Source organism: Vibrio artabrorum, assembly GCF_024347295.1.
Lineage (GTDB): Bacteria > Pseudomonadota > Gammaproteobacteria > Enterobacterales > Vibrionaceae > Vibrio > Vibrio artabrorum.
Genome location: NZ_AP025458.1, coordinates 1,312,739 through 1,336,356, shown reverse-complemented (window position 1 = coordinate 1,336,356; position 23,618 = coordinate 1,312,739). Strand labels below are relative to the sequence as shown.

Annotated in this window: 18 protein-coding genes; 1 reads left to right on the top strand and 17 read right to left on the bottom strand. The window is 43.3% G+C overall.

The features are described from left to right. Nucleotides 1-2: 2 nt before the first annotated feature. The 10 genes from OCU36_RS06070 to OCU36_RS06025 form a co-directional block, all read right to left on the bottom strand. Nucleotides 3-719, bottom strand: a complete 717-nt coding sequence (locus OCU36_RS06070) for a tetratricopeptide repeat protein (RefSeq protein ID WP_261839496.1) — start codon at nt 717-719, stop codon at nt 3-5. A 3-nt stretch (nt 720-722) separates the two neighbouring features. Continuing rightward, nucleotides 723-1,571, bottom strand: coding sequence for a type II secretion system F family protein (locus tag OCU36_RS06065; RefSeq protein ID WP_261839495.1), 849 nt, complete (start codon nt 1,569-1,571; stop codon nt 723-725). Beyond that, the gene (locus OCU36_RS06060) at nt 1,568-2,470 is read right to left on the bottom strand and encodes a type II secretion system F family protein (RefSeq protein ID WP_261839494.1); all 903 of its coding nucleotides are present in this window, start codon (nt 2,468-2,470) and stop codon (nt 1,568-1,570) included. Before OCU36_RS06060 ends, OCU36_RS06065 begins: the two co-directional genes overlap by 4 nt. 1 nt (nt 2,471) lies before the next feature. Further along, nucleotides 2,472-3,743 (bottom strand): CpaF family protein, encoded by a 1,272-nt coding sequence (locus OCU36_RS06055; protein ID WP_261839493.1) that lies wholly within the window; start codon nt 3,741-3,743, stop codon nt 2,472-2,474. Further along, the gene (locus tag OCU36_RS06050) at nt 3,740-4,981 is read right to left on the bottom strand and encodes an AAA family ATPase (RefSeq protein ID WP_261839492.1); all 1,242 of its coding nucleotides are present in this window, start codon (nt 4,979-4,981) and stop codon (nt 3,740-3,742) included. The genes OCU36_RS06055 and OCU36_RS06050 overlap by 4 nt, the downstream gene beginning before the upstream one ends. Nucleotides 4,982-4,983: 2 nt before the next feature. Continuing rightward, nucleotides 4,984-5,460, bottom strand: a complete 477-nt coding sequence (locus tag OCU36_RS06045; RefSeq protein WP_261839491.1) for a hypothetical protein — start codon at nt 5,458-5,460, stop codon at nt 4,984-4,986. Continuing rightward, nucleotides 5,457-6,821, bottom strand: a complete 1,365-nt coding sequence (locus OCU36_RS06040; protein ID WP_372041609.1) for a type II and III secretion system protein family protein — start codon at nt 6,819-6,821, stop codon at nt 5,457-5,459. The genes OCU36_RS06045 and OCU36_RS06040 overlap by 4 nt, the downstream gene beginning before the upstream one ends. Nucleotides 6,822-6,826: 5 nt before the next feature. Continuing rightward, nucleotides 6,827-7,654, bottom strand: a complete 828-nt coding sequence (cpaB, locus tag OCU36_RS06035; RefSeq protein WP_261839490.1) for a Flp pilus assembly protein CpaB — start codon at nt 7,652-7,654, stop codon at nt 6,827-6,829. A 21-nt stretch (nt 7,655-7,675) separates the two neighbouring features. Continuing rightward, nucleotides 7,676-8,077, bottom strand: coding sequence for an A24 family peptidase (locus OCU36_RS06030; protein ID WP_261839694.1), 402 nt, complete (start codon nt 8,075-8,077; stop codon nt 7,676-7,678). A 151-nt stretch (nt 8,078-8,228) separates the two neighbouring features. Next, nucleotides 8,229-8,438: a Flp family type IVb pilin gene (locus tag OCU36_RS06025; RefSeq protein ID WP_261839489.1), complete on the bottom strand. Its 210-nt coding sequence runs from the start codon at nt 8,436-8,438 to the stop codon at nt 8,229-8,231. A 619-nt stretch (nt 8,439-9,057) separates the two neighbouring features. Between OCU36_RS06025 and OCU36_RS06020 the strand changes: the two genes are divergently transcribed. Further along, nucleotides 9,058-9,942, top strand: coding sequence for a LysR family transcriptional regulator (locus OCU36_RS06020; RefSeq protein ID WP_261839488.1), 885 nt, complete (start codon nt 9,058-9,060; stop codon nt 9,940-9,942). A gap of 127 nt (nt 9,943-10,069) precedes the next feature. Here OCU36_RS06020 and OCU36_RS06015 read toward each other — a convergent pair whose 3' ends face one another. The 7 genes from OCU36_RS06015 to OCU36_RS05985 all read right to left on the bottom strand — a co-directional run bounded on the left by OCU36_RS06015 (nt 10,070) and on the right by OCU36_RS05985 (nt 23,618). Beyond that, nucleotides 10,070-11,638, bottom strand: coding sequence for a polysaccharide lyase family 7 protein (locus OCU36_RS06015; protein ID WP_261839487.1), 1,569 nt, complete (start codon nt 11,636-11,638; stop codon nt 10,070-10,072). 411 nt (nt 11,639-12,049) lie between these two features. Next, nucleotides 12,050-13,795, bottom strand: coding sequence for a polysaccharide lyase family 7 protein (locus OCU36_RS06010; RefSeq protein ID WP_261839486.1), 1,746 nt, complete (start codon nt 13,793-13,795; stop codon nt 12,050-12,052). Nucleotides 13,796-14,654: 859 nt separating this feature from the next. Then, entirely contained in the window at nt 14,655-15,536 is an 882-nt protein-coding gene (locus tag OCU36_RS06005) for an NAD(P)-dependent oxidoreductase (protein ID WP_261839485.1), read from the bottom strand. A 235-nt stretch (nt 15,537-15,771) separates the two neighbouring features. Then, on the bottom strand, nt 15,772-17,850 hold the full coding sequence (locus tag OCU36_RS06000) for a DUF4962 domain-containing protein (RefSeq protein WP_261839484.1): 2,079 nt from the start codon (nt 17,848-17,850) through the stop codon (nt 15,772-15,774). A gap of 221 nt (nt 17,851-18,071) precedes the next feature. After that, nucleotides 18,072-19,850, bottom strand: a complete 1,779-nt coding sequence (locus tag OCU36_RS05995; RefSeq protein ID WP_261839483.1) for a sodium:solute symporter family transporter — start codon at nt 19,848-19,850, stop codon at nt 18,072-18,074. A 575-nt stretch (nt 19,851-20,425) separates the two neighbouring features. Beyond that, nucleotides 20,426-21,145 (bottom strand): FadR/GntR family transcriptional regulator, encoded by a 720-nt coding sequence (locus OCU36_RS05990; protein ID WP_261839482.1) that lies wholly within the window; start codon nt 21,143-21,145, stop codon nt 20,426-20,428. Between the two features lie 304 nt (nt 21,146-21,449). Then, nucleotides 21,450-23,618, bottom strand: coding sequence for a heparinase II/III domain-containing protein (locus OCU36_RS05985; protein WP_261839481.1), 2,169 nt, complete (start codon nt 23,616-23,618; stop codon nt 21,450-21,452).

Sequence of the window (23,618 nt, the reverse complement as noted above, 5' to 3'; positions counted from 1 at the left end):
CCCTATTTTTGAGCCAATTCTGTGGCTATGCTCTGAAGCTCTTGGTCCGAAAAGTCACCTTTGAGTAATTTTTTTGCTGACTCGACTTTGTGAGTTTTCATGAGCGCAACAGCAAGATTTGCTTTTACGATCTTGTTTCCGGGATCTTGTTTTAAAATAGGGACTAATGTTTCAATTGCCTGATCGAACTCCCCCTTTGCCATATGAATCATGGCAATGTTGTTCTTAATCGCGATATCGTCAAAGCCACGCAAGCGCGCCTTATCAAGTTCTTGATAGGCCTCTTTGTATCTTCCTGCTTTGGTGTACGCCACACCGAGTAAAACATGAATTTGACCCGTTTGATTGCCCACTTTGATGGAAGACTTGTAAGAAGAGATGGCATTTTCAGTATCGTTTTTCGCATCAAACACTTGCCCTTCTAACTGGTACAAATTCGAATTTTCAACCCCTTCTTTTTTTAAGTACTGAACATAGAAATTGGCTGATTCTAAGTCACCTTTATAAAAATAGGCCCATGCCAGTTTTTCTTTTATTTCTCTATCTTGAGAGCCTTTTTTTAACTCGGATTTGTAGTGACTGATTAAGCCATCGTAATTTTTGACTTTTTCCATACTCGCAACATCATCGGGTTCCAGCCTCTGTTGTGCAGGCGTTGATTCACAGCCAGCTAAAACGCTCAACGTTAACAAAGCTAAAATAATACGTTTTCCTAACACAGCTTATCCTCCAAAATTCAGTGACATTTGCATCACACCTGGTGCAAGAATCAATATTACGATCGGAAACATAATCAAGAGGATCAAAGGAACACTCATCTTCGCTGAAAGCTTGCCTACCTTTTCTTCTACAGTCAGTATTTGCGCTTTTCGCATGTCTTCGGCGAGATCACTCAATACCTGAGAGACTGATGTACCATATTGTAAGTTTTGAATGAGTGTCAGCACAAAACTTCGTACCTCAGGCGTGGGGATCCGCTCACCCAAATCATTCAGTGCCTTATCTAAACCGTGTATTTTTGCCGAGTCCGAGGTGCGCTTAATTTGATAACAAAGGTCAGAGTCAAACTCAGCAAGTTCTTTGGCTAAATAGGCTAATGCGGCTTCTATCGTCATACCGGTTTGCACACAAAGCGCCATCATATCAAGCAAATACGGCATCTGAGCTGAAGTTCTATTAATCAGAAGCTTGCGTCTCATACTAAGCAGTGCATCGGGTACGACAATAACGCCAATAAGGCTAAATACCACCACCAACAGTTTATTATTCATCGGCATATCGATTAACAGCATCGACACCGAGACAATGCCCAGAACTAACAACTTGGCAGGAAAATAAAACTTTGCCCATTCAGTGTTGTAATACCCTGCCTCTATCATTTTTTGTTCCAGTTCGCGCCGATGCTCCTTACCAAACCGAACAAAAAAGCGATTCAAGTGAGAGGGTGAACGAACGCTGTCTCCGGTTAAGTAAACCGCGATCTTATAGCGTCTTTGCTCTGCGCGAATAGAATCAAATATCAGAAACAGGAGTGATAAAAACAAAACAATGAGGGCTGCCAATAACATCATGTACGTACACCTCTCACTAAGAGCCAAATAATGAACAACCCCAAAAACTCACTCCCCAACACATAGAAAAGGACAATTCGGCCGGCAGGGTCATATAAAATGAAATGCACATTATCAGGGCTCACATAATTGAGCAGAAGCATAAAAATCACAGGAATGGCGGCGACAATCTTTGCTGAGATCCGAGCTTCCGAGGTCATTGCCATCTTCTTTTTTTCTAGTGTTCGCGCCTCAACTAAGACACGAATCAGTCTCGCTAACACACCTTTAAGTTGCCCCCCTCGAGCGATATTGGCCCTAAGGGTGACGGTAAAAAATAAGAACTCAGGATAGGGATAGTTTTTGCACGAGCGCTGAAGTGCAACTTCCGGAGATTCACCCAGTTTCAATCGCTCTCCCATGAGTTTGAACTCTCGGCCTACAGCGTTGTCCATGATTTCGCCAACATAACTGATGGCTTGCATCAAACTTTCACCCGCCGTAACCGAACTCATCATAATGTTCAAAGCATCGGGGAACGTATTCTCAAAATCTCGTCGTCTTTTGGTAACCAAGAAGCGATAACCAAAGAACGTAGCCAATAAAGATAAGCCAAGGATTAACATCATGTTTGTCATCAAGAGTAACTTCACCACGAAGTACCAAGATACAATGATGCAGACCACAACATACAGGCCGATATATAAAAAAGAACGCGGACCTAAAATCATCAACGTTGGTGAGGTTGACTCTTTGAACTTCTGCCAACTTTGTTTTTTTACCAGAGATTTAATGTTGATTGCATTGAAGCTTTCCGCTTCAGCTTGTTCAATGTTGAAAAAATGATCAACTTTTCTGACCTTTGAGTCTCTGACCAAAAAAAGAACAATGGCAAAGAGAATAAGCGACAACCAAAGCATGCTATCCCCCCTTAAACGAGGCCATAAGCTCATCATAAAGCCCGAAGAATTGGGCTTTCTTCACTAGCTCAGAGCGTTGCATAATACCGTTGGTGGCAAAGTCACCTTTGACGGTGTCACCAAAATGCGCCTCGTCATAACGGAAACGATAGATCTCCTCTATCACCACACTATCGCCTTCAAGACCAACAATTTCCGAAATACTGGTAATTTTACGGGAACCATCACGCAGTCTGTTCACCTGAACAATCATTTGAACGGCACTCACGATTGTTCTTCGAATCGCATCAAGGGGTTGATTCAAATTCGCCATCATGACCATCGATTCGACACGCGCAATCGCATCTCTAGGTGTATTGGCGTGCAAGGTAGACATTGACCCATCATGACCAGTATTCATAGCTTGTAGCATTTCGAACGCTTCAGAGCCACGACACTCACCAAGAATAATTCGATCAGGACGCATACGGAGTGCATTGATAACTAATTCTCGTTGGGTCACTGCACCTGTCTGTTCAACACTCGAAGATCGTGTTTCCAAACGAACCAAGTTCGGCTGTTGCAAACGCAATTCAGCGGCATCCTCAATAGTGACAATACGTTCATCTTCTGCGATGTACTGAGAAAGCGCATTAAGCAGTGTGGTTTTACCCGAACCAGTCCCGCCAGAAATCAACACATTCATACGACAACGAGAGGCTATCATTAACACTCTTGCCATCTCTGGAGACATAGAACCAAAACCAATCAAGTCTTCAAAACCGATGTTTTGTTCTCTAAACTTACGTATAGAAATCGACGTGCCATCCAGAGCAATCGGTGGAATAACGATGTTTACCCGGCTGCCATCATCAAGTCGCGCATCGACGGTCGGAGAAAGTTCATCAACTCGTCGCCCAACACGTGATGCGATACGCTTAGCAATGGCTAATAGCTGCTCTTCGTTCACAAACGTCACGTCAGACTTTTGAACCTTGCCGTGTCGTTCAAAAAAGATATTGTTGGGTCCGTTCACCATAATATCGGAGATGGATTGATCTTCGACCAACGGTTGTAAGGGCCCTAACCCAAACAGCTCATCGATCAAACTTTTGACTAAGCCCGACTTCATCATCGAAGTGATTGGCCGTTGATAACTGTTAGCGAGCAGATCAACCGCCGCTTGTATTTGTGATTCCAACTCTCGACGGCTCATTTTTTGAACCGCTTCAGCATCTAATGCTTCAAATATCTGTCCACGAAACGCAAGGTATAGCTCTTTGTTAGAACTCATTTAACACGCACCTTCTTCAACCACGAACCCATGCCCTTTTGATCCACTGGCAGGCCATTAATCGATTTAACCAATAAATCCATAGAACGACCGATTTGACGATCGTGCTTGTGCCCTCGTTTGCCATCAATGACGATATGCGATAACGATTTACAGTAATTAATTTCCAGATCGACCTTTGAACCTAAGTATTTGATTATGTCAGGCTTTTGTAGCACATAAGCGTTTTCAGGACGATGGTAGTTCACGACTGTGATGACTCGAGTTCGAGATGATAACGTGAGTTGCAAGTTGGTGATTTTTTCATACAAGCGTTTCGCACTTCTCACCGAAGATACTGACGCATCCAAAACCAACACAACCACATCAAAGTTTTCAACTAAAAGTTGAGGTTCAACTTTAAAGTCCACCCCCCCAGAAAAATCTTCAACAATGAAGTTGGTATTTCGAGATAAAAGATCACAAAGTGTTTGATTGTAATTGAGAATATCTACCTGACTCATGTCACCATCAATCGCTAACAGACGAAGGTTTTTTCGTGCGCTGAATAAATAACTCAACGCGCCTTCTCCATCCATCTCATGCAATGGCGCAGTAAATTCATCAATCGTACGGGGGGTAAATTCTTTTAAGCCCAGTAATATATCAATATTGGTATCTGTGTATTGATGGTCGACAACAATGGTATCTGTACCTTGAGTCGCCAACAGTGAACTCAACTCAGTGGTAATAAATGACGCACCTACGCCACCTTTTGAGCCAACAACAGCCACTCGTTTGGCTTTACGTTTCTCACTAACTCCTGAAAAAGTCTTAAGATTTTTACTAACATGGTTTAAGAAATCCGCGAATTCTTGCTTATTTACCGGCCAAAATACATAGTAAAAACCCATATCTTTAAGAGAACGCAACGTCGATATCGCGTCTTCTTTACCAATAACAATCACCCCTTGGTGTGTGGGCAGTTTGCTGGCAAAGGCTTTAACATCTTCGACAACATTACGTGATTCATTAAATTCTAGAATGATGATATGGCTGTTTTGTTTCTCGGTTAATTTAGTCAAACCCGCGCTAACTTTTAGGCACTCAGGTTCGTTCCAACCTTCAAAGCGAAACACTTCCTGAATAAGGTTCACGCACTCTTGTGTTTGATAAAACAGCGTGCAGCCTAAAACACCGGTCGTGACTACCGGCTCTTCTTTCGCTTTTGTTGTTAATGCTTTAGTCAGGTCGAACATCGTTATTCACCTACCAGTCTAGACTTGTAAGACACTTGTTTCAGACGCATTGATTCAACAAAGCAGTCTGGTTGTCCTAAGTCGGTTTGAATTTGCGCAGGTTTACATTGTTGAGTCTTCAATCGACGTAAAGTTACTTGAATCTTTAAGTCATTCGATAACAGAACGGAATTGCGATAAACGACTCTTTTAGGCGCAATGATATGCGACGGGTACTGGTCGAAAATCTTCTCTAACATCTTTTTACTGCGTGTTGATTTATAGTCCACCACATAAGTGGCTTCTTTATCCAATGCTTCAATGTCATCAATCAAGGCGTGTAACTGCTTCGCCGTTTCGTTACGGTTTTTTATTGAAAATTCGAAACTGTGGTGCTCTTTATACACCAATGCTTCAGCACCATTACCACCAAAATATCGCTCTGAAGTACACCCCAAAAGCGACAAAGAAAATAGAGCCATCAATACCAGTTTTTTCATTGAATAAACCCTCCTTGTGACAATAGGCGAATTGTGGCATCAGATGACGTCACTAACTTGTCATTAGTGTGGATATTGAGCCAACGAGACAATGTAGAAGTCTTTTTGATGTAAGGAAGTTGAACGTCTTGCGGTTTCATCGGCTCAACTAAATTCACGGTTGCCACAATAATTAATTCCGTGCGCTTGCGTTCTGTCGTTGCTTTTCTAAAAGCGGCTCCCAGTACGGGTATATCGCCGATTAAAGGAATTTTTTGCATTTTTTCCAAATCGGTACTGCTCATCAAGCCACCAAGAATGAAACTATCGCCATCGGCCAGTTCTACTGTCGTCATCGCACGTCGTGAAGAGAGTTGAGGTACTTTTACGCCCGCCGCTTCAACATAACTTTCGATCTCACTGACTTCGGGTGCTAACTGCATTCGAATTTTATCTTGGCTAAGTACTTTCGCAGTGAGATCGAGCTTAATACCGAACTCTTTAAAAGTGATGTTTACATTATTGTTCGTCTGTACGATAACCGGTACTTCCCCCCCAACAAGAAAACTCGCGGATTCTCCGGACAACACCGTTAAGTTGGGTTCGGCTAAGACTTCAGCAATCTGATCGTTGCCTAACGCGGTGATTAACGTGCTTAGATTTGAAGCATCAAATTGATCGAAAACAAATTCACCAACGCTTGAACCCACCGAACTCCAGTCAACACCGACCGTTTTTCCAAATGAATCCGTTACCTGAGCCACCGATATTTTAACGTTGACTTGCTGCGTCGTGGCGACTTCTATGCGTTCGATGATCCCTTCCCAAGTCATATTACGGGAAAAAACCATACTCTCTGGTTCTTCATAATCTGAGTTGTCTGATTTGAACTCTAACTTTTCAATTTTATTCCATTTCTCAATTTTTTTGCGCCCCAGCAAGCTGGCAACTAAGCGGTAGATATCGTCACGAGTCCCCTCTGAATCGACAACACCGCTCACTGCGACTTGTTCTCCAACCGACTGAACCTTGACTTTGGCGTCAGGAAAATGAAATTTAAGTTGGCGTCGAACATCCGTTAGATCCAAATCGACAACAATGCGATCCGAAAGCAACACATCGTCATTAACTCCATAGACAATCAGGCGTGACTGCCCAACTCCCTTAGCAAACACCACCAAAGTATTGTCATTAATGATCTTGTAGTCCGCGATATCGGGGTTACTAATAAACACTTTTCCGATCGGCATTTTTAATTGAATGTGCTGACCATCATTAAGCGTAATGGAACGATCAGCAGCCAAAGCATTTGTAGTGCAAAATAAGCTAATCAACAGAGATGCCAGAAAAATACGTAGCGCTTGCTTGATTGGATGTTGCATTATAATTACAAAGCCTCTCGAGGGTTATTTACGTTACCGCGTAACTCTTCGATACCGGTATAATTATCGATAATATTGCGCACTTCAATGTCACCATGGTGCTTATAAGTTTGGCTTCGATATATTTCGATATGCATTGTTCGTTGCGCCAAAGCAAGTTTGGCTAAGTCATCCGGGGTGACCTCAACCACCACAGTGGCTAGTCCGTCTTCTTTTGTTGGAGCTAGCGCAGTAACAGCACTGTTGCTGTCGGAAGTACCCCCGATGTTAAGTACTTTGACGTGTTTGAGGAACATTGACGCTCTCATGCCTTTAAAACGTTCCGGCTTCTCAGCGTTTTTTGCTAAGTTATCGTTAGGGGAGCTCACAGTAAGAATATCGATAAAGGAACCAGGACGGATGTAATCGTTAATGAGGTTTTTATCGCTCACTTCAAGTGGGTATAACGTCATACCTTCTGTTACCAAAAGATCGATATATCCAGGCTCTCCTGGCTCCACTTGATACTCAGGTAACACGGCATCGCCTGGCTTGAGGCTTCGATTCAGTAAAATGGAGGGAGACAATTCGATTTCAGTGTCTTCTCTGACGCCAAACGTTAACGCTTCACTAAGGGGGAGTTGTTTTTTAACAACGCCTTGCGCGCTGATGGCTTCCCCTCTTTCATAAGCTTGAGTGGTCATCCAAACCGCAACATGCTCTTCGTTTTTATTGTCAATCACTTGCTCCGTAGCAACGGTCGGCTCGGGTTTACTTTTGAATAAGTCGACCACGCCTATCGCCCCTACGACCAAAGCAACAATAGCAATCAGTAATACCAGTCTAGATCTCATAATGTGCCTATTTTTGTTTGTTTAAATATGTGGCGTATTTTGAGTTAAAATTACTAAGTAAAATCCCACACTAATGGCTATCCCGTACGGGATTCCTTCCTGGCTATTCGACGTGTTACTTATTAGTTTTCTGCTGATTAAATAACCAAGCGATAAAAAACCACCAGCAAAAGCCGTCATAATATAGGCCCAATGTAACTCGTTGAGAGGGATTGTCAGTGATAACACAGCAGCGTATTTAATATCACCCGCCCCAATCCAAATCAACGCATAAAGTATTAGCCCAACCCCTAACATCAGCAAAAAGGTGGTAACGTGAATATCTAATGGAGAAAAAAAACACTGAAACAAGAGCAAAACCAACAACGCATGATTATGTATTTTGCGATAAAGAAAATCGACAGAAGACACGTATATACACATTATCAGTAAAACGAACAAGTACCATTCATGGCTCAAAATCAGAAAACCCCCAAGATTATGGTAGAGTGATTCTTATTTAAACTCTAAATTAATTGAGCCAGACCAATGAATACACAGGTCTGGCTCAATTATCTTTATTATATTACTGAGCTTAGCTACCAGTAGCATTAGTAAGCGTAGTTGCGATTTTTGTGAATGCAGCTGACAGTTTACCAATAAAGCCACCATCACCTAACGCAGTCGTCAACAAAACAGCCATTGCCACACCGATTAGACCATATTCAATCGCCGTTACACCACGCTCGTCATTCTTGAATTGTGATAAAAATACGCTTGTTTTTACATATAGTTTAGTAATCAATTTTTTGTTCCTATCGTCATATGAGAATTCATGGGTATGTTATGTCATTTTGTTAGCCGGATGAAAAATAACCCCTATCGACTTAATCTATAGTTAGAATATAAAACAATCAAAAAATAGATAATAGAGCTAGTTAGAGCAACACAAAATCAATAAAATACAACAACTTAAATAAAATCCCACCTACCAACCAACCTGTAACAAAATGTTTAATAAAGCCCAATTATGCGAGCAATGTCACACTTTTTTAAGTTTGGTGTTTGTTGTATTTTTATTAATTATCGTACTTTTCAACAACATAAACGAAATTAAGACAATACAGATCCTAAACCATTCACTCACCAAGCTCTGTATGTTAAAAAAACAAATATCATACAACTTACACCTTAATTACAATCACAACACATAAAACCCAATAACATTAGAAAACAACAAATTAACATCCATGAAATAAATGTAATAGCTAACCTATCATGACATTCAAATAATCTATAGTTACGCTCTGGCTTTCTATAACTAACTGAATGTTTTTATAAAACAAGTTGAAAAATAGAAATCATAACGTTATTGTGCATCGAATAATAAAAATAATTATCCTGCGCTAAAGGCTTATCTAACCATGAAACTGCATTTCGAAAATATTGTTTCGTTTATATCGGTAGTTGAGGAAGGTTCATTTAGTTCCGCTGCACGTAAGCTTGGTAAATCTCAGTCAACGGTGAGTACAGCGGTTCAAAATCTTGAATCAGATCTAGGCTTCAATTTATTTAATAGACAGCACTCTAAAGTCTGGCTGACACAGAAAGGCGAGCGCCTGTTCCAGTTATCTTTACCTATTGTTTCGAAATATCGCGAATTGGCGACAATTGCAGCACAAATGAATGTATCAGATCAAATTGTTTTCCGTGTGGGCATAGACCCGTTGGTATTCAATAAAGATGTCAAAGATACACTAGCCAGATTTTCGGAAACGTTTCCTAATGTCGATTTAGTGGTTGTAACGAAACCAAGCGTTATTTTAGGAAATTATATTAACGAAGGAAAGATAGATCTAGCATTAGGTAATCCGTACCATAAAACGAACAACGACTTTAACGTTGAAGAGTTATTTCATGTCAACTGTTGGTGGGTTGCTCACGAAGACTTAGCTTATTCTACAAATCAAACTTCATCGCAACGCATTCTATTGATGGATGGGTGTGAAGAATTGTTGAATTTATCCAAGATCACTTCATATAATTTATGGCGGCTTGACGATTTCGCTACCATTATCGACCTATGTAAGGCCCAAAAAGGCATCGCCTTTTTACCCATGTTCCGTATTGAAGGCGACAGTTCACTCAAAGTAATTACAGACCCTCCCGATTTTTTTGGTAAGAGAATCGTGGCCTCTATTTTTTGGCCAGTTCACTCTGACTTTAGTCCATTTAACCAATGGATAAAACAAGAACTACAGACGAGTGCAAGTTACAAACAAACATTTGTTGCTGATCTAGTCCCATAATTCACCTTGAATATCATTGCTACCACGCTCTTAACCACGCTTAAGTTACGAGCGTTTTTAACCAAATAGCAAGCACAAAAAAGCCTCCGAACTCGAACAGTTGGAGGCTATACGCTATATGATTAGATTACTTTTGGTATTGATCGTGAGATACATCTAGCTGGTAGAAAGTCGCTTGTGAGTAATCGTCTAGATCGCCACTGATGTTTTGGTTGTAAACACCGGCTTTGAAGTACATGTACTTGCCACCTACGTCGTAACCGCTGTTGCTCATATCAACCACTTGTACCACATCGTCTTTACCTTCACGCATTAGCGTAACTGTCATCGTGTTGCCTTTCACGTCAATGCGGTAGCTAAACACTTCGCCAAGCGCGATACCATCGTCCCCCACTTCAGCCGTCATGTCGCCAACGAGAGGATAGAAGTCCTCTTTTGTCGCGTCTTGGCTTTCATGTGCAAAGTAAACCGCACCCGTTGCTTGGTTTGGCAACTTACGGTAGTACAGACGAATTGGCTCATCGTTTTGATCGTGAATCTGACCGATGATAAAGCGACCGACTTCATTCGCATTACCTGTCGTTGTCGCGTGATCGATTTTTAACGTGGCTTCTAGCACTCCGTCAATACCACCCGCAGCTTTTAGGTCTGCTTCAGGTGCGCTTGAGAATACCCAGTTGTTCTTGTTAACACCTTGAGTGCTGATAGACTGATCACCACGACGCATCATTTCACGAAGTTCAGTACGGGCGTACTTGGTATTTTTAGAGGTACGCACACCTTTTACGTAAGCCTTGAATACAAGACCGCCATCGTCTGCTGTGTAGAAAACCTCTGGGTGTTGGTAGCCGTTTGCAAGATTCCACTCAGACACATCATCAGGTCTGCCATTTTTATCATGATCGAATGGTTGCGATAAGTACCAATGAGTCATATCAAAGTTCTCACTCGGCGCATTACCTGCCACCGGTGTGCTAGGTAAGCCCGTCGGTACGGGCAACACACTGCGCGTGTCACATTTAACGGTCGTATCACAAGGGTAAACGGCTGCTACACCGAAGTTCCCCGAACGTAGATCTTTACGAGCTTCTTTACGTGCTTTTTCCGCCGCTTTCATTTCAGCGATCATTGCTTGTTCTGCGGCCACGACGTCTGGAGTAATGATATGACTAGCAGGACAAGCGTTAACGTTACAGTTCACCGCAGCGAGTTCAGTGACACTGTTCCAACCATTTTTGGTATTGCCGTGGCCCACATATTTAACGTAACGCGCTTTAACCGCTGGCTCAAACTGGAAACGCTCTAGACCGATTGCCTTACCTGAGCTCATTTGATTTTCAAGTACGGTTGTCCAGTTTTCACCATCAACACTGACTTGAATATCGAATTTGGATTGACGTTCATTTCCTTTACTGAATGAAGCTTGAACCGCGTCAAATTCTTGCACTGAACCATAATCCAACATGGCCCATTCGCCGTCACCTGCCGATGACCATCGTGTTGTTAGATCTTGGTCAAACAAGCGATCAGGGCCATTGCCATCGTGACTGCTCGCTGTCATCGCTACTGGCGTCAGAATCGCTTCACCACTTTCTTTATTATTCGGAAAATCAGCATTAGGGGGCGTGGTGCTCGCGCAACCCGCTGCGAGTATGATGGAAGAGGCAAGTAAAGTTTTTAGAGTAATTTGTTTCATATTCAATCCATTATGATAATACGGAGGCCGCGTTCGTCAGTAAAAGTTAGATCAGCAAACACGCGCTATACAGCATTTAATCTCTCGTTATTTGCGATAACACAAAAATCTTACATAATCTTATAATACAAATAAAACGCTTAGTTGGATAAATGAGACTAGGGACACTTTCCGTTCCGCTATACTTTAACTGGATCACATTTCCGATTAATTAAAAAAAAGTAGATAAGTTTTAAGGATAAAAGAACCAAAACTTCCCCTCAAAAAAACGGAAAAATGAACGATTTTGAGCGAGAAAATTCCGACGTTTTTCACTGAAGACCCCACAATGATCGCTGGTTCATCAAAGAAAAAGACCGCATTGCTAGAAACAAATACGGTCTTCACTGTCACTATTTAGCATTCAGCCAATCAAAAGTGGTCGACTCTGAGAGAGCTAAAGCTCACATCAAATATCTCACCTTTATATGCACTATTCGGTTTAAATTGAGGATAGATGCCCGCTTTAAAATAAAAAGCAATATCCGGTGATGCCCAATCCGGTGTTAGCGAAACGGTGTCGCCATCTTTATACTCTTGACCCCATCCAAGGAAATGCTCAATCGTGTTTCTTCCATCCCCATCATGAGTGGCAAGATAAAGACCATTTTGATCGGCACGGATAGTATATCGCCATTCAACACCCGCAGGATAAGTACCTAATGCGACACTAAACGGTTCGCAATCGCTGCAAGATTGATTATCACGTTTAAACTTAGAGTTCATGACCATGCGCACTGGCTTATGACTCCCTTCCCAAACCAGTTTGACCAGAGCTTGGCTGATCTTCCACCCATGAATTTGCCCTACTATCACTTTCGGGTCCTGACTGGTGATATCTGGATGCGCGTCAATTCGTAAGGTGGCGGTTAACTCATGATTACTGACATGCGTTCTTGTATCGTTCAGATACCAACTTGTATCCTTATCGCTGGTACTGCAATCTGGTTGAGCACGGCTTTGGTACAACTCCCTTAACTCAGAACGAATATAGTTAGAGTTTTGTGTAGAGGTGCCATACCCCATATCCGCTCTAAAGTGCATTCTTCCTTCATCAACATTGAAATAAGAGAGACCAATCTTACTGTCATAGACATCACGATCATTAGCAAGGAGGTCTTTGTTCGACTCACAACGCTCAGGTTCTAGTTCAGCGGCACTGTCACCCCCACTTCCATACCAAGAGTCTTTACTCGCAGGAATCGTCAACTTCCAATCATTAATGTCCCAATCATTTGAACCGTTGACTTGTGTGATGGTGTATCTAAGCGCCTTAAAGTAAGCCGTGGCTTCGCCATTTTCAAATTGATTATAGATGCCCGCTTTAAAGTAACTCAGTAGATGCTGCCAATAAGTGATGTCTTCATCGACTTTCACTTCATCGTTCACTTTGACCGAAAGGGTGTTTTCATAAATAGAAAGATCAAATTTTGTGAAACGATCAAGATCCGCCTCGCCCAAATCGTAGCGGTTATAGGAATTGGCGTAACAGTCCAAAGAGTCAGCAGCACTGCTACAGTCAATCGCATTGTTTTTCATGACAGCCCAATAGTGACCGGTGAGACCATCTCGTTCTTGCTCCCACACTACACGCAATAATGGGTGAGGAAGGTAACCTGTGCCACTCTCGTCGGTGCCCTCATTGTGGATCTGTAGCAGTGTCACTTCATCATGTTCAGCAGGAGAGCTCGCCATTGCATGCTGAATATCCGGCAGGCTTATTTCCGCATGTAGAGTGCGTCTCACGCCCGCTTCATTGATACGAAAGTTGTCTCCCTCACGAATTTCAGAACGCATCTTGTAGTTCGCCATTTTGAAGATAAGATTCTCAGTCTCTTCATCTGCATAAAAATAGTCACTGACATAACCTTGGAAGTTACCGGCTTTTACGGGTGACGTTTTGTTGCCCTCCTCTCCCTTAGGATCTGACACCTGAAAATCTGAGCTAGCAAGGATATTTTGATACTTGGCAATCTCATAGGGAGCAACAACACCATGAGACGCACCTGGTTTATTAGATACAGGAGGAGCACCGCTGGCACTTGGGTCACTGGAACTGCTTCCACCGCAGCCATACGTAAGCGAAGCGAGTACCAAGACGAAGATTGACTTATTCACATTTATCTCACTTATCTATATAAAAGTAGTGTGATTATGTATATTTGTACTATTTTATGTCAATTGTCGCTTTGTCAGAATGTGAGATGCGACTAATGAAGTGAAATGAAAGAATGTTGCGTAGAGCTAGACTCAAGAACAACGCATAAAGGCCACTCTAAACTCAACCGTTTTTATCCATTAACTCGCCATGTGACTGTCAACAACGGTTCAGCAGCTCTTCTTTACCTCACCGAGCCGAAAAGTGAGCCTTAGCTCACACTTCCACCATCTAATGACACACAAGAGCTTCCAATATTAACTTTTATTTGTAATACAATAAGTCTTGTTGTATGGTGTATTTGAATCATAACTTAAGTTCTTTCTGGATGCTTTTGTTCAATTCAAAGTGATAATCGAAGCAGCGGCTTTGAGGTCTTAGAACACGTTAACGTAGAAACTGTCGGGGGTTCTCGTTATTCGTTTTTCACTTACTATTGCGCATTTTTTTCCAGACGGCTCGTCCGAACATGCCCACACAGTCACCAGCTGTGTGGGTTTTTTTTACTTTCTTTTTAAGTCCGATAGTCGATCAGCATTAAAGCAACACCAACTATCGCGTAAGTGCGCTGGTTTTAAGCTTGCAAAGAAAAAGCTGGGTAACAAGTTGGTCGCTAAAAGGTTTTGAATTTACAGATAGAAATAGATTAGAGAGAAGGAATAGAGGCTGTAAAAGAGTGGTAGAGAACTTGAATAGGTGCAAGTAAAATGCTGGAAGTCGAAGATTTTAACGAGGAAATGGATAGTGCAGAAAAAACGAACCTCGCTGAGAGATCGCCGCCGAAAAGACAGGCAATACCCTAGCGAGGTCGTACGTCAATTACTTCTCTAGTTTTACGAAGTAGTCGAAGATAACAGGTACGTCATTGTTACCCATGCCTGCGTCAACCGCAGCTTGTAGGCTAGTTGCAGTACCTTGAGCGATTAGAGACTCAGTGCCTAGCTCTTCACAAAGAGCAAGGAAGTAACCAAGGTCTTTGTTTGCGTTAGCAACAGAGAAACCTAGCTTCTCTTCGCCGTCTACCGCGTAGAACTTACAGAATTGCATGAACGGAGAGTTAGATGGACCTGCAGACATGATGTCAAACAGTTGTTGGCCATCAACACCAGCGCGTTGAGCAACAGCGAAAGCTTGAGACATAGTCGCAACAGTCGTCATACCCATGAAGTTGTTTACAAGCTTTGTCACGTGACCAGAACCTAGAGCGCCTAGGTGGAATACGTTTTCGCCTTGCTCTTCAAGAACAGGTTTAACTTTATTGAAAGTGTCCATGTCACCAGCCGCCATGATGTTCAGAAGACCATCTTTAGCGTGTGCAGGAGTACGACCTAGAGGTGCGTCGATCATGCCCGCGCCTTTTTCAGCAAGAGCTGCGCCGATTTGCTTAGTAGAAGCAGGGATAGAAGTACCGAAGTCTACAACTACAGCACCTTCTTTGATGCCCGCTAGAACGCCATCTTCGCCGTAAACGATTTTTTCAACAACAGCAGAAGTTGTCAGACAAAACTGAACGATGTCACTTGCCGCTGCTAGTTCTTTCGCTGAAGTGAATGCCGTTGCATTGCCGCGATCGGTAACGCGAGCAACCGCTTCAGCGCTTAGATCCATTACGTTTACGTGGTAGCCGCGCTTTTGTAGGTTTTCAACCATGTTGCCGCCCATAAGACCTAGGCCAATGAAACCGATTACAGGTTTAGTCATGTTCAAACTCCAAATATAGTATTGTATGATTATATGCTCATTATAATAACGACGTCTCTCTTGTTACGCAATAGTTTTAGGGCATTGATTCGAGGGTTAGACGCAAGTTGTGACCGGGGTTCACTTTACGAGAAAATATCGGGCACGCTTTGTCCTTCCAGGAACTATATACCACAAAAAAACTCCGAGCTTTCACTCGGAGTTTTTAATATCTAGCTTCTGTTACTTCAGCGAATTACAGTTCGATTGAAACCGTTTCACCGTCAACATTTAGCAGTAGCGTGTTGCCTTCAAGCTTGTGAGACACTTCAACTTGCTCGCCTTCGTTCTTGTTCGGAACAAGAAGCGTCAGGATGTTGTGCTCTTTAGAAGGCTTGAATTCCACTTCAACATGACGGTGGACCTCGAGATCTTTGAACTCGTATGGGTCAACTTCGCCAAAACCTTCCACGTTCTTAACTGCAGTGATGTTATCCGCAGACTCGTTGATGAAGTTTACGTCTAGGTGCGCCACTTCGCCACGAATAATGAAAGATTTGTCTGCCACTTCGTTTGCGAAGGTTGTGTGCATTAGCCAAGTCATGTCTTTCTCTTCAGAAAGCGTTGCCTTGTCTTGCATTACGAATACTTTACCTTGAACAAACCAGATCTTACGCTTGTAAGATTCGATTTCAGGAACGAAGTACTGGTAAGATGCTGTTGCATCACCTTCAACCATCTTTACGTCAGATTCAGTGTCGAAGTCAGAGATAGTGCCGCCCGCTTCAATACAGAAGCGATCTTGATGGTTTTCGTAACCCGTGTTCTTGTTCTCGCCGTATTGGCCTTTACCGCCAAATAGTGGCAGGTTTTTAGAGAACGTTTGACGACGCCATTTTGTGTGCATATCAACACCGAAACCACCGTAGTAGCCCGTGATTGACGCTAGTGTTTCACCGAATGCATGCAACGTGAATGCGTTTTGGTCGCCATGAGAATGGCTGATTGAGCCAAACGGAGAACACTTGAATACCATGTGAATATGGTTATCACGCTCAGTCATCTTGTTGTGGAATGCAGCCCAACCCGTAATTGGAAAGACTTTCAACAGTGGATCGTTCGATGGCGCTTTCTCTTCAGGTGCATCCCATAGGATGTTGAAGCGAAGATCGTCGTAGCCAAAGTCCCACCAACCGAAGTTGTAGAATTTGGTGTGTGCTTCAGTATCACGACCTTTAAGCTGGTTGTAGTACCAAACGTACTCAGGCTTCTGGTTAACACCTGCGTAGTGCTTGATGTTATAAGCCAGTTTTAAACCTGGGAAATCACCAATTGACGACTGGTCACAGAAGCTCGCGCGCTTAGAGTGAACCGGCATACAGTAAAGCGGGAAGTCACCGGTGTTTTCGTAGAATGTCTTATTGAACATGTCTACGCCACAGTAGGCTTTTAGTAGGTCGAATGCTTCGCCTAAGAATGCAGTTTGCGTGTTCCAGTAGTCTGGGCCTTCAGCCCAACCACCGTCTTCACCGCCCCATGGTGGGTAGTGTACCGCGTAGTATTCGAGTGCGTATGCAATGTACTCACCTGCTTTCGGGTGATCGTGGTAAAGCGCAATACACGTTGGGATGATAGCAGAAGAGATAGAACGAACACCGTGGCTGTTTAGAGGGTTGTTCAATAGATCAACCGTCACTTTCAGGTGGTGCATGATTTCGTCTAGACGCTCAATCAAAGCATCTTGAACTTGCTGACGTTCTTCATCGGTGAAGTAGCCGTGTAGCCAGTCGTAACCCCAAGCCATCGCTGCGATGACACGGAAAGCCGCTTCATCGTTATAGCCACGAGAAGTTACGCCTTCAGGATCGTACGTAGACAGCTTTAGAGTCCAAGCTTTTGCTTTAGCAATGAGCACTTCGTCTTCTTTTACCACACCAGCAATCGCTAAGTTGCGTGTTGCGTTCAGTGCCATTTGACAATCAACGTACATTTGACGCCAGTAAGGGCGCCACAGAGAAGCTTTACCTACTGTCTCTGCTGGGTACGCTTGAGGCTCTTCAAAAGGAGCAGTCTCAAGGAACTTAACCGTCGAATTGTTGTAGAAATCATCAAACATGCAGTGAGCTTCATCGGCTTTCACTTTCGCTTTGAATTCTTCTAACTGATCAGCTTGAACAAGAAGGCGTGGACGCGCTTCGCTCAAGTTGTCTAGGAATGATAGATCGAAGTCACGCTTCTGTACTTCGATAGGAAGTAGGTCTACAAGATTACCTGCTGAAGTATCATTCTCCAGCTTCATCTTCCTGATTGCATCAAGAGATTTTTGGTCGCTCATTCTAACTCACTTATCTTCAAGTTGATTGAAAGGAATTAAGCAATAATATACATCCTATTGTAGGACAATTGGATGTATTTCGATTCGATTGAACCAATTTGTACAGTTTTCGTGATTTAGGTCAGATATATTCACCTGACAATTTGCCTGTTTCGTAGAGCAAAAAAAATGCGACGTCCTCTCGGCTCGTCGCATTATTCTATTTATGACCTTTGCGATGATTAGCCTTGCGTTGCAGCTTTTGCTTGCTTGCCGCCATCATCGACAGCTTTGACAAGTAGCATACCAACGCCGCCCACTATCAAACCACATAAGATGAAGACGAAACGCCCCCACATTGGGTTTGGAAGCAGTGCCATCAGCATAACACCAACGCCAGCTACTGCGATAAGTTTGCCAAGCATCTGACGTTGCTTGTTATCTAGAACTTTCTGTTCTGCAGACTCAGAGACAAGTGGTGTCTCTAGGTTACTAAAGAACTTATCTACATCTGCTTGACGTTTTTCAGTTAATGGCTTGTAGAACAGAGTAGATAGCATGAAGAAACCACCCGTCAGAGCAATGTGACTGACTAGACCAATCGCCACTTTAACATCAGACCATTCACGGCTTGTTAGCTCTTCTAGCCCAAAAATAGACGAAACCATCTCAGGGTTAATAACAAAACCTACGTAGTAAGAAACAAAACCACCCACGACCAGCGTACCCCAACCAGCCCAATCCGGAGTCTTCTTAATGAAGAAGCCAAGGAATGCAGGAATTGTCATTGGGAAGCCGATAAGTGCGCCTACATACATCATAGTATCGAACAAGCTCAAACCTTTAAGCGAGTTGATGAACTGTGCGATAAGAATAATAGCGATACCAAATACGGCAGAAGTAATCTTAGAAACCGTTACCAGCTCTTTCTCACTTGCGTTGCCCTTACGAACAATCGTTTCATAGAAGTTCTTAACAAAGATACCTGAGTTACGGTTTAGACCAGAGTCCATTGAAGACATTGTTGCGGCAAACATCGCTGCAACAAGAAGGCCAACCATACCTGCTGGCATGTACTCTTGTACGAAGTATAGGTAGGCAAAGTCACCAGCTTTGTTACCAGCCTCTGGGTAAACTGCAGCTAAGTCGACACCTTGACCGGCAATGAACCAAGAAGGCATGAACCAAATGAAGACACCGCCAAGCATGAGTACACATGCTAATAGAGCCGCTTTCTTCGCGTTCTTTGAGTCTTTCGCCGCTAGGTAGCGGTAAGAGTTAAGCATGTTGTTCGTGATAGAGAATTGCTTAACAAAAATGAAGAATGCCCAAATACTGAAGATGCTGAGGTAATTAAGATTATTACCAGCAAGGAAAGTACCACCGTCCCCTACTGGGAAGTTATGCACAATTTCACCAATGCCGCCACCTTGAACAACCGCAACAACAGCACACGTCACAGTCACCGCCATGATGATAACCATCTGCATGAAATCAGATGCGATTACCGCCCATGAACCACCGGTTACTGACATTGCCAATACAACCAAACCAGTAATCCAGATTGTTGCTGTCATGTCGAAGCCAAAAATACCAGAAGCGATGATTGCTAGTGCGTTTAACCATACACCTGCAGAAACAACACTGTTTGGCATTGAAGACCAAGTGAAGACTTGTTCATTGGTCGTACCGAAACGCATACGAATGGCCTCAATGACCGTTACTACACGTAGTTGGCGGAACTTTGGAGCGAAATATGCAAAGTTCATGAAGTAACCAAATGCGTTGGCGACGAAAATGACCCCTACAGCAAACCCATCGTTATAGGCTTTGCCTGCTGCACCGGTAAATGTCCATGCACTAAACTGGGTCATAAAGGCGGTAGCACCAACCATCCACCACAACATGTTACCGCCCCCGCGGAAGTAATCACTTGTAGTGCTGGTAAATGTTCTAAACATCCAACCTATCGCAATCAAGAATAGGAAATAAATGCCGACAATAATCGTGTTGAGTTCCATCGTGTATCCTTTGTCCGGAGTAATTTGTTACAAATACTATAGGAAACATCAAGACTCATTTGTAGTACAATAATCTAAATAAGTGATGATGATCTGATTTTAATAGGTTAAGTTAAGTATATATATGACATAGGATGGAATATCGACAATTCATTACTGATTTAAATCGGCAAACATAAAACCAACCACAAAAACAAACGAATCAATTAAAATCAATAACTTAAGGCGATTATTGTAATTCCAAAACTTAATAGTAAAGAAAACCTAACACATATGGCGATCAAGCCTTGCAGAATAACAACGACTCTTACATCCACACCTCCCCCACCCGATTAATCAGACAATAATACTTAGAGATTTCGGCATTAAATGCTTGTTTTAACACTGCATCGCTTCAATATTCAGCTTGGTACCAAAGCGGAGCCAGCACTTAAAGCGAGTGAGGGGTTTAATAACGAGGAAACTCGGCTAAGAAAAGCCTTGGAGATATTTAACAAAAAAGGCATGCGCGTGGCATACCTTTTAAATGGTATAAACAAGCCTGTCAGTGGCTCAAATCAGATTCAAAACCCTGTTTAACTAACCGGTACTAAGCGGTGATTGGCATCTTGTAAGTGCGCTGTTGACATTAAACGTGCTTTGTCACTGTCACCGGCCATGATTGCTTCATAAATTCTACGGTGTTCATTGATACATGTGCTGCCTTCTTCAGAAGAGTGCACAATGAAGTTAACGAACATAGTCGTCAAAATGTTACCGAATGGCAGGTAAAAATCATTACCTGTCGCATTGAAGATCAAGCTATGGAAACGAGTGTCAATGTCAGTCCAACGCTCTTGATCAAACACTTCAGCTTCATCCACTTCGACCATTTTTTGAAAGATTTCCGACAGCTCAATACGTTGCTCAGCCGTCGCAAATTTTGCCGCTAGTGCACACGCTTCAGGTTCAATTGCACGACGAAGACCTAAGAACTGTGAACAAAATTGGTCTATGTCAGTTAGGCCGTCCATCCACTCTATCAGTTGAGGATCAAGGAAGTTCCAGTATGCACGGTCTACTACACGAGTACCGATTTTCGGGCGGGACTCTAATAGACCTTTAGAGGTCAATAGTTTAACTGCTTCGCGAAGTGCCGTTCGGCTGATACTAAACTGTTCACACAACGCCATTTCACCAGGAATAATAGAACCTTGTGGCAATTCGCCAGACAAGATTCCACGAGCGATTTCACGCGCTACTTGTACGTGCAGGCTGCGCTTCGAACCCGAAATAGAATTAAAAGTGGTAACCATAAGTTCACTTATTTTATATGTTATGTTTTTGTTTGATTTAAGTTTCACTATAACAGTATTTCAACCGACAGCCAATTGAGCAAAGAGCACACATACCCACCATCTATCCACTCATGCTTTTCAGACATAAAAAAACCGAGCAACTCGTAGTGAGTGACTCGGTTTAACTTATTCCCGATGTATTCAGTCGTTGTGGGTATCAACGAACAATTTTGCAATCACGACTGAATTCAATGTGATGCTTCGTTCCCGCAAAGCTCCACATCAACACAAGCCGTCGTTAAACAACTTGCGTGTCAATCATTTACAGTTGAGCAAATGATCCTTGCCACGAGTATATCTCACCCGCAAACTCAACAGTGTGAGTGGCTTGCTGCGCGTCTTCAGCTTGGTTTGAAATACCGTAGTGGTAAGTGTTACCAGAAGTCGTCTCAATGCGAATAACCGTTCCGACACTGTTATGACCGACAACCGATACTGATTTAACTAGGCCACGAGCACCCACAGAGGCTTCGATAGACTCGTTAAAGTAACCATGCGTTTCGAGTACAGAAGCAAACACGTGGTTTTGACCAGACTGACGTAAGATCAGCGCTGGTTCACTCTTAAGGTTGAAATCTGGATCGTTCGCCCCTGTGCGAGCAAAAATCACTTCACTGCCCGCATTCGCGCTGGTTACTAGGCTGTAGTAGCTGCTGTCATGTAACCAGCTTACTAGAGAACCTTCTTCGTTTACTTTGCCTGAAGCAAGGTTCCATAAGTGCTGGTAACCGTTGTCTTCACCTAACGGCTTAAGCGTTTTTTCCATGTGGTAATCAAAGTCCGTACGGATGATCTGACCAGAATGGTGAACAGGTAAGTCGTACTGGTGCTCAGCGTCAGCTTCGATGCGGTACACATCGATCACGAGCGGTTTTTCGAACTCAGGCAGATCAGCAAGAATCACGCTGCGTTGCATGTCTACGCCCGTGTAGTACTCAGAAATGGTGCCACTCATGCCTTGCAGAGACTGGTCGTCTGCTACGAAGAAGTGCTTCTGACCAAACTTAGACTCAGCCAATGCTGTGTTGAAGTTGTTCTGTGTTTTCTGATCAACCGTGACTGTGTTGTGAGCAACCGTCTGCTTACAGTAAGACTTGTTCTCTGGGATGTAACGACCGCCAAACTTAGGCTCAACGTTTACCCAGCGACCGAAGCCGTAATCGTGCAGCACTTCGTGGCCACGGTTGAATACGCTTAGATGCAGACCATCGTAGTGACCGTGGTCTAACGCAGAGTGATACTGGTGGTCTGAGCCGTGCTGACCAAACCAGATCAACGCCATGGTATCTGCAGTCTTAGGGTCGCCGTCTTGCTCATCACGGTGACGAAGGATGCTCACACCGCCTTTTTCGCCTTTAGGGCCGTCGGTGACAAACAGGCTGCCCCAGTTGAATGCTTTGATGTCGTCAGCTGCATCAACCGCGTCAGACAGTGTTTTACCCGAAGCATGAACCCAAACATCTTGTTGGTGATTCGCCATACCAAGCAGAGTTTCTGTCTGCTCGTAACGGTGGTAACACACAGACGTTGCCATGATAACGCCTTCATCGTTGATAGAGATTGTCTTCGATGAATCGTTCAGAGCTGGCAATGTACCGTCTGGGAATGCGGTTTTGAATACCGAGTAAGACGTTGTCTTGATCACGGAATCGTTGAATTCATAGATGCCGACTTCAGGCTGACGACGTTCAATCGCTTCTGCGAACAAGTAAATTGGACGTAGCGAAAAACGGTGGTAGTAAGGACCTTCCATGTAGTAGCCGTCTGGCGAAAACAGTTGGTCAAGTTGCGCTAAGAAACCGCCGCTGACTTTATCTAGTTTCAAGCCGTAAAGCGCTTTGTCTACCGACTCTTGGTCGTTGATTGCGTAGCCACAAATACCGACTGCAGCCACTGCCCATAAGCCGTGGTTGTGTACGATATCGAAGTCGTGTGCGTAAGTCACAACGAACATTTCGATCATTTGCTTAAGCAGATCATCTTCGATCAGACGCTTTTGCTCTTCAGATATGGTGTGGTAAATACAGCTGTACGCACAAGAAGCGTAGAGCATCCACATATTCTCGTTCAACGTTTGGTGGAACAGCTTACCCGGAGGGTTAGAGTCACGGCTGACGTTGCTTTCAAGTGTTGGGTACACCGTCGCGTATGCAGTGAGCATATCAACGATGTAATCACGGTACTTTGTTTCTTCCGTGATAAGGAACAAACGGCCTGCTAGATCCATATGGATGTAGTTTTGCTTGTGACGGTTGTGCTCGTAACCGCCGCCTTCACCGTGACCGGGTACTTCAATGCCAACTTCCGCCATGTAAGCGTCAGTTTGTTTAATGTCGCGAGTCAGTGCGTTACCTAAAAGGCTATCCTTGCCAAGTTCTTTACGAAGCTCTGCGGCTTCATCAAAGTTAAGTAAAAGTGGTTGATAGCTCAT

Excerpts from the sequence above, each read along its gene's own strand:
- OCU36_RS06065 (WP_261839495.1), bottom strand. The coding sequence starts at position 1,571 with ATGATGTTATTGGCAGCCCTCATTGTTTTGTTTTTATCACTCCTGTTT.
- OCU36_RS06060 (WP_261839494.1), bottom strand. The coding sequence starts at position 2,470 with ATGCTTTGGTTGTCGCTTATTCTCTTTGCCATTGTTCTTTTTTTGGTC.
- OCU36_RS06055 (WP_261839493.1), bottom strand. The coding sequence starts at position 3,743 with ATGAGTTCTAACAAAGAGCTATACCTTGCGTTTCGTGGACAGATATTT.
- OCU36_RS06050 (WP_261839492.1), bottom strand. The coding sequence starts at position 4,981 with ATGTTCGACCTGACTAAAGCATTAACAACAAAAGCGAAAGAAGAGCCG.
- OCU36_RS06045 (WP_261839491.1), bottom strand. The coding sequence starts at position 5,460 with ATGAAAAAACTGGTATTGATGGCTCTATTTTCTTTGTCGCTTTTGGGG.
- OCU36_RS06040 (WP_372041609.1), bottom strand. The coding sequence starts at position 6,821 with ATGCAACATCCAATCAAGCAAGCGCTACGTATTTTTCTGGCATCTCTG.
- cpaB (WP_261839490.1), bottom strand. The coding sequence starts at position 7,654 with ATGAGATCTAGACTGGTATTACTGATTGCTATTGTTGCTTTGGTCGTA.
- OCU36_RS06030 (WP_261839694.1), bottom strand. The coding sequence starts at position 8,077 with ATGTGTATATACGTGTCTTCTGTCGATTTTCTTTATCGCAAAATACAT.
- OCU36_RS06020 (WP_261839488.1), top strand. The coding sequence starts at position 9,058 with ATGAAACTGCATTTCGAAAATATTGTTTCGTTTATATCGGTAGTTGAG.
- OCU36_RS06015 (WP_261839487.1), bottom strand. The coding sequence starts at position 11,638 with ATGAAACAAATTACTCTAAAAACTTTACTTGCCTCTTCCATCATACTC.
- OCU36_RS06005 (WP_261839485.1), bottom strand. The coding sequence starts at position 15,536 with ATGACTAAACCTGTAATCGGTTTCATTGGCCTAGGTCTTATGGGCGGC.
- OCU36_RS06000 (WP_261839484.1), bottom strand. The coding sequence starts at position 17,850 with ATGAGCGACCAAAAATCTCTTGATGCAATCAGGAAGATGAAGCTGGAG.
- OCU36_RS05995 (WP_261839483.1), bottom strand. The coding sequence starts at position 19,850 with ATGGAACTCAACACGATTATTGTCGGCATTTATTTCCTATTCTTGATT.
- OCU36_RS05990 (WP_261839482.1), bottom strand. The coding sequence starts at position 21,145 with ATGGTTACCACTTTTAATTCTATTTCGGGTTCGAAGCGCAGCCTGCAC.
- OCU36_RS05985 (WP_261839481.1), bottom strand. The coding sequence starts at position 23,618 with ATGAGCTATCAACCACTTTTACTTAACTTTGATGAAGCCGCAGAGCTT.